The organism is Pseudomonas sp. TWI923 (assembly GCF_039673365.1).
Classification (GTDB): domain Bacteria; phylum Pseudomonadota; class Gammaproteobacteria; order Pseudomonadales; family Pseudomonadaceae; genus Aquipseudomonas; species Aquipseudomonas sichuanensis.
On record NZ_JBDJLM010000131.1, the window covers coordinates 1 to 7,039 of the forward strand.

Here is a 7,039-nt window from a genome sequence, read left to right on the forward strand (position 1 = left end):
GCACGTCCGACACCGCCCGGGCGTCGACCCCACAGAACGGAACGCGGGGGGCACCCCCGCCCCCCCCCGGGGGGGTCGGGGTTGCCCCCGCGATGCTTTCAGCCCGCCGCCAAGGCCGGGCGCAGCCGCCCTTGCTGGCGCCCTTCCAGCTGCATGCAACGCTCCAGGAACAGGAACATGCAGTCGTAGCTCTTGCAGATCGCCCGGCGCAGTTCGGTGCGCAGCCCCAGCGTAGGATTCTCACCCGCCAGCGTGCAGATGATCTCCAGCGCTTCCCACGGGTGCGCATCGTCGTACTGGGCGTGCATCTTCAGCCACTTCATCGCGCGCTTGCGGGTTTCGTCGGGGAAACCTTGAGCGTAAGTGTCATTCGCGCAGACCACCGCCGACCACTCGCCCGTGGCCCCTTCGATGGCATAGTTGGTGGCGGCCATGGCGATGGCCAGTGACTCGGTGGCGCAGACCCGCCAGCACCAGTCGTTGAGGCCGTTGAGCTCTGGCGGCACTTCCTGCGCCTGCAACTCGTGCAGGTGAATACCGTGGGCCTGGCACCAGTGCACCCAGTAGTCGGCATGATTGAGTTCGACGCGGATATTGCGCATCAGCCAGCGCCGCGCCATGTCTTCACCGGCGTGGCGCCCGTAGCGGGTCTTGGTGAGGTTGTGGGCCATGTACAGCGAGAACTGCTCGACCACCGGCCAACCGCCGATCAGGTACTGGCGCACGGTCGCCGGGCGCAGTTGACCGTCGCGCAGGCGCTGGTAGAACTCGTGCTCGACCACCCTGCGCTTGCTTTCGCGGCAATCCTCGATCAGTTGCTGGGCCCAATCCGGATAACTGGCCGGATCCATCAAGGGTCCGATCCTTATGAATGAATCAATCACTGTCAGCTCCTTGATTCCCTGTGATTCCCGGGCTGTATTCAGCGAAAGGTCCCCGGCGCCCGGTGCAACAGGGGTCTCGCGGCAATCCGTTGGCGCTGCAGGCTGTCGCAGGTGAACACCTGCGGCCGCTCGATGAGATAGCCCTGGGCGTAATCCACGCCGATTTCCTGCAATGCCTGTTCGATCAACGGCGTCTCGACGAACTCGGCGATAGTGCGCTTACCCATCACATGACCGATGTGATTGATCACCTCAACCATAGCCCGATTGATCGGATCGTCGAGCATGTCTTTGACAAAACTTCCGTCGATCTTCAGGAAGTCTACCGGCAAATGTTTCAAATAGGCGAATGACGACATCCCGGCGCAGAAGTCATCGAGGGAGAACTTGCAGCCCAGCCCCTTCAATTCATTGATGAATCGAATCGCGCTCCCAAGATTGGCAATTGCGCTGGTCTCGGTTATTTCAAAACAGATGAGCCGTGGCGGGATATCGAACTCGCCAAACAGCCGTTGCAGGTATTCGAGGAAGTTGTCGTCACCGATACTCGCCCCCGACAGGTTGATCGCGCACAGGGCCAACGGCCCTTCGCGCCCCTCGTCCAGACATTGGCGGATCACCTGGAACACACTGCGTACCACCCAGCGATCGAGGGCCGTCATCAACCCGTAGCGCTCGGCCGCCGGGATGAAGCTGTTGGGCAGGATGGTGCGGCCACTTTCATCGTGCAGACGCAGCAGGATCTCGATATGGCCGGGGCCTTCCTGCCCTTGCAGGGGGGCGATTTCCTGGGCGTACAGGCAGAAGCGGTTCTCCTCCAGCGCCACATGCAGGCGCTGGATCCAGGCCATCTCGCCAAAGCGCATGGACAGCTCGCTGTCGTCGGCGTGATACACCTGGACCCGGTTGCGTCCTTTCTCCTTGGCCATGTAGCAGGCCATGTCGGCAGCCCGCAGCGACGCCTCCAGGGTGCTCGGCGCCTGGGCGATATGCACCAGACCAATACTCACGGTGGTGACGAATGGCCGGCCCTTCCACACGAAATGCAGGCTTTGCACTACCTGGCGCAACTGCTCGGCAATGCGCTCGGCCTGCTCCGGCGGGCAGTTCTCCAGCAATACGCCGAATTCGTCGCCGCCCAGGCGCGCCAGGGTGTCACCCTCGCGCAGGCCCGACTGAAGCACCGCGCAGATATGCCGCAGCAACTCGTCGCCGGCGGCATGGCCAGAGGTATCGTTGACCAGCTTGAACTGGTCGAGGTCGAGGAACATCAACGAATGGCGCCCCGCCTGACGCATCAGGGTGTTGAGCGCCTGCTCCAGGCGATACTCGAACTCGCGGCGGTTGGCCAGCCCGGTGAGGGCGTCATGGGTCGCCTGCCAGGACAGGTTGGCGATGTATTGACGCTCCTGGGTCATGTCGTGGAGCACCACGACGATGCCACTGACCTGGCCGTCGGTGAGTATCGGCGAACCCACCAGGTTGATGGACACCGTGCTGCCATCCAGACGCTGGATCAACCGGGCATGTTCGTCACTGCCCTTGAGGCTGCCGCTGAGCACCTGCTCGACCAGGGTCCGGCTGTCCTTCTCGGCGTTCTCGTCGAGCAGGCTGAACAACGCCGCCAGTGGCAGGCCCTCGGCCTGGGCGGCCTGCCAGTGCGTCAGCTGCTCGGCAGCGGGATTCATGAAGGTGATACAGCCATCGACGTCGGTGGTGATCACCGCATCGCCGATCGATTCGAGGGTGACCTGCGCCCGCTCCCGCTCTTCCTGCAAGGCACTGGCGAACGCCTGGCGCTGGGCCAGCAGCTTGCTTGAGCGCAGCCAGGCCATGACGATGAGGAACAGCGCAGTGATCAGGTTGGTGAGCATCAGCACTTTGAGCAGCGCCCGCGAGCCCTCGCCCAGGGCATCGCTGAAGGCCTTGGCCGCCGGGGTCACGCCATCGTTGATGGCGACGATGCGGGCCTTCCATTGCGCCACCTGGCCGGCGTCGACAGCACCGCCGACAAAGCCCTCGCGCATCTCACCGGCCAGCACATCGAGCTGGCGCAAGTAGTCGTCGCCGATATCCCAGTAATCGATGGCGGTCTGCATGTAGCTGATGTTGCGAAAGTTGCGGTAGAACCAGATGATCCGGGCGACATCATCCGGGTGGTTGCCGCCCTGCAGGATGCCCTTGCGCGCGGCATCGATGTCTGGCTCCGGCCGGTCGAGCGCCAGGCGCAGGTTATGGTCGCCCTGGGGCACCAGAATGGCCTGACGATAGCGCTGGTAGGTCAGCGGATGCCGGTCGTCGGCGTACAGGCTCAGGTAGTAGATGGCGTCCTTCTGCGCCTTGGACCACAGGCTTTCCCCCGCCACGTAGGCACGTACCGAGGACAATGCATAGAGGCTGAGGCTGCCCAGCAGCACCTGGAAGACCACAACGGCAACGAAAGGCCAGATAATGCCCAGCAGCCTTGGCGCTTCGAGAGTCCGATTTCCCTTCATGTAGTCCCTGTCACGGCGGCAGATAAGGCACGAATCGACCTAGACACAGCACAGCGTAGGCCATTTGCCATGAAGCAGCGACAAGCGACAAGCTTCAAGCGACAAGAAAAAGCGCACGCGTTTATCTTGCCGCTTGAGGCTTGCCACTTGCGGCTGTTTTTTCAGGTCTGCTGCAGATGCCCGTACAGCTTGGCGTACAAGCCACCTTCGGCGATCAGTTGCTGATGGTCGCCGTCCTCGGCCACATGCCCGCCATCGAACACCAGCACCCGGTCGGCCTGTTTCACCGCCGACAGTCGATGGGCGATGATCAGCGTGGTGCGCCCGCTGAGGAAACGCGCCAGAGCCTGGTGCAGGTTGTACTCGGTGGCGGCATCCAGCGCCGAGGTGGCCTCGTCGAGAATCACCACCTTGGGCTCGGCCAGCACCATGCGCGCAATCGCCAGGCGCTGACGCTGGCCGCCGGAGAGGCGCACCCCGGAGCGGCCGACCACACTGTCCAGACCCTGGGGGAGTGCCGCGATGGTGGCATCCAGCTGGGCGATACGCAGCGCTTGCCAGCAGGCGTCGTCGCTGCAGTCGCGGCCCATGGTCAGGTTGGCACGCACGCTGTCGTTGAACAGCGATGGGTGCTGCAGCACCACCGCGACGTGCTCGCGCAGGGTCTCCAGGCCGATTTCCTGAAGGCTGGCACCGCCAAAGCGGATGGTCCCGGCCTGAGCGCTGTACAGCCCCAGCAACAGTTGCACCAGGGTGCTCTTGCCACCACCACTGGCGCCGACGATCGCCACCTTCTCACCCGGGGCGATGGACAGGTTCAACTGGTCCAGCACCGGTTCTTCGGCATAGGCAAAACGCAGGTCACGCACCTCGATACCCACCGTTTCACGCCCGGCAAACGGGTCGCTGGCCGCCGGGTACTGCGGCTCGTCGGCGCGCGCCAGCAGCTCGTTGAGCCGGCTCAGGGCGCCGCCTGCGGCGTAGTAGGCGTACTGCAGGTTGAGCAGTTGCTCCACCGGGCCGATCATGAACCACAGGTAGCTGAACACCGCCAGCATCTGGCCGATGGACAGGTCGGAGAACAGCACGGTGAGCATGGCGGCGGCACGGAAGATGTCGATGCCGAACTGGAACAAGAGCCCGCTGGCGCGGCCACTGGCATCGCTTTTCCACTGCGAAGCGACAGCGTAGTCGCGCACCTCGCGGGCCCGCAGGCCAAGGCGGCCGAGGAAATAGCCCTGGCGGTTGCCGGCGCGGATTTCCTGGATGGCATCGAGAGTTTCGGTCAACGCCTGGGTAAAGCGTGCAGTGCTGTCGTTCTCGAGCTTTTTCAGGTGCTTGACGCGTTTGCCCAACTGCACGGTGAAGTAGATCACCAGCGGGTTGAACAGCAGGATCAGCAACGCCAGCTGCCAGTGCATCCAGATCAGGATCGCCGCCGTGCCGGTGAGTGTCAGCACCGCCACCAGGAACCGGCTGAGGGTTTCGCCGACGAACTTGTCGAGGGTATCCAGGTCGGTGACCAGGTGCGTGGTCACCGTGCCGCTGCCCAGGCTTTCATACTCCTGCAGCGAGATACGCTTGAGCCGCTCGATCAGGCGGATGCGCAGGCGGTAGACGATATCCTTGGCCAGGCCCGCGAACAGCTTGGCCTGGACCACGTTGAAGGCCAGCGCTGCCAGGCGCAGGGTCAGCGTGGCGCAGAGCATCAGGCCGATATAACCGGCGGCCACCTGCCAGTTGCTGGGTAGCAGGTGGTTCATCCATTTGAGCGCGGCATCGCCATGCCCCAGCAATACTTCGTCCACCAGCAACGGCAGCAGCAAGGGGATCGGCACACTGCACAGGGCGGCGAACACGGCCACCAGGTTGGCGCTCCACAGGGCTTTCTTGTGGTGCAGGGCCAGGCGGCGGATTTCCGCCCAGCTTAAGCGATCGGGCACAGCAGGGGGCTTCCCGGGTACCGGGTCTGGCGACCCGGGCAGGTCAAGCACAAACGGCCTGCTGCAGCCAACGGCCGAGCAAGGGTTGCAGGCTGTCCAGCGGCTGATAGCCGTTGGTCAGCAGGGCCAACTGGCCGTTGCGCTCGGCCAGCAGCGTGGGGAAGCCGGCGATGCCCAGGTCCTGCACCCAGGCGAAGTCGGCCGTGGTGGCGGTGCGGGTGTCGTGGCTGGCGAAGCGCAGGGAGAACAGCTCCCGATCGAACCCGGCCTGCTCAGCCAGCTCGACCAGTTGCGGGGCGCGGGTGACATCCACGCCCTGCTGGTAGAACGACGCCTGGATCAGCTTGAGCAGATGCCAGGCGCGCTGCTCGTCCAGTTCACGCGCCGCAACCAGGGCGCGGCAGGCAGGCTCTGTGTCGTAGACGAAACCGTCCGGCATCGCGCCTTCAAAACGGAACGGTTGCCCGGTGGCATCATGCACCGCCTGCCAATGCTCGAGGATGTACTTGCGGGTCGAGGCGTCCAGGGCGCTGCCGCCGGTACGCAACCCGCCCGGTACCAGGCGGGTGCTGACACCGGCCTCGCGCGCCTGGGCGATCAGCGCTTCGGCCACCGGAGCGAAGCCCCAGCACCAGGAGCACATCGGGTCCATCACATAGAGCAGGCGTGCGGACATGCATCAGGCCTCGGCTTTGTAGTTGAAACCGATCGGGTGCGGCAGGTTGCGCGCCTTGGCCAGCTCGATCTGCTTCTGGCGGTCAATGGCGCTGCGCCGCGTCTTCTCGCTCAGGTTGTCCCAGCAATGCGGGCAGCTCACGCCTGGCGAATAGTGCTCGGACTCGCGGTCCTTCGCATCGACCGGGTGGCGGCAAGCGTGGCACTGGTCGTACTCGCCCTCACTCAGGTCATGACGCACGGTGACCCGGTTGTCGAAGACGAAGCAGTCGCCGTCCCACAGGCTTTCTTCCTGAGGTACTTCCTCGAAGTATTTCAGGATGCCGCCCTTGAGATGATAGACCGCTTCATAGCCCTCACCGAGCATGTAGCTCGAGGCTTTTTCGCAACGGATGCCACCGGTGCAGAACATGGCCACCTTCTTGTGCTTGCTGGGGTCGAAGTTGGCCTTGATGTATTCGGGGAACTCGCGGAAGGTCTCGGTCTTCGGGTCGATGGCGCCCTTGAAGGTACCGATGGCCACTTCGTAGTCGTTGCGGGTGTCGATCAGCAGCACTTCAGGGTCGCTGATCAGGGCGTTCCAGTCTTTCGGCTCGACGTAGGTGCCCACTGCCTTGTTCGGGTCCACGCCCGGCACGCCGAGGGTGACGATCTCTTTCTTGAGCTTGACCTTGGTGCGGTAGAACGGCTGCTCGTCGCAGTACGACTCTTTATGGTCAACGTCCACCAGACGCGGGTCGTTGCGCAGCCAGGCCAGCAGCCCGTCGATGCCTTCACGGGTGGCCGACACGGTGCCGTTGATGCCTTCATGGGCCAGCAGCAGGGTGCCTTTGACGCCGTTTTCCAGCATGGCGTTGAGCAGCGGCTCGCGCAGCTCGAGGTAGTCTTCCAGGGTGACGAACTTGTACAGCGCCGCCACGACGATCGGTTGGGTCATTGCGTTGAATCTCCAGGTGGTTGCCCTCGTAAGGGGCGGACCGGAATGACAAAAACGACTGTACCGACGCCATCGCGGGGCAAGCCCGCTCCCACGGTCTATAGC

Annotated in this window: 5 protein-coding genes; all 5 read right to left on the reverse strand. The window is 63.8% G+C overall.

Going from position 1 to position 7,039, the window contains the following annotated elements; translation table 11 throughout:
* Positions 1-98: 98 nt before the first annotated feature.
* Positions 99-884 (reverse strand): iron-containing redox enzyme family protein, encoded by a 786-nt coding sequence (locus ABE459_RS25235; RefSeq protein WP_110992513.1) that lies wholly within the window; start codon positions 882-884, stop codon positions 99-101.
* Between the two features lie 38 nt (positions 885-922).
* Positions 923-3,379, reverse strand: coding sequence for an EAL domain-containing protein (locus tag ABE459_RS25240; protein WP_323830859.1), 2,457 nt, complete (start codon positions 3,377-3,379; stop codon positions 923-925).
* A gap of 161 nt (positions 3,380-3,540) precedes the next feature.
* Positions 3,541-5,373 carry an ABC transporter ATP-binding protein gene (locus ABE459_RS25245; RefSeq protein ID WP_125857806.1) on the reverse strand — a complete coding sequence of 611 codons (1,833 nt, stop codon included), beginning with the start codon at positions 5,371-5,373 and terminating at the stop codon, positions 3,541-3,543.
* Complete coding sequence (locus ABE459_RS25250) at positions 5,366-5,998, reverse strand: DsbA family protein (RefSeq protein WP_323830858.1); 633 nt, start codon at positions 5,996-5,998, stop codon at positions 5,366-5,368. The genes ABE459_RS25245 and ABE459_RS25250 overlap by 8 nt, the downstream gene beginning before the upstream one ends.
* Before the next feature lie 3 nt (positions 5,999-6,001).
* Positions 6,002-6,934, reverse strand: coding sequence for a rhodanese-related sulfurtransferase (locus tag ABE459_RS25255; RefSeq protein WP_323830857.1), 933 nt, complete (start codon positions 6,932-6,934; stop codon positions 6,002-6,004).
* Positions 6,935-7,039 lie beyond the last annotated feature (105 nt).

Coding starts and splice junctions, on each gene's coding strand:
- ABE459_RS25240 (WP_323830859.1), bottom strand. CDS start 3,379: ATGAAGGGAAATCGGACTCTCGAAGCGCCAAGGCTGCTGGGCATTATC.
- ABE459_RS25250 (WP_323830858.1), bottom strand. CDS start 5,998: ATGTCCGCACGCCTGCTCTATGTGATGGACCCGATGTGCTCCTGGTGC.
- ABE459_RS25255 (WP_323830857.1), bottom strand. CDS start 6,934: ATGACCCAACCGATCGTCGTGGCGGCGCTGTACAAGTTCGTCACCCTG.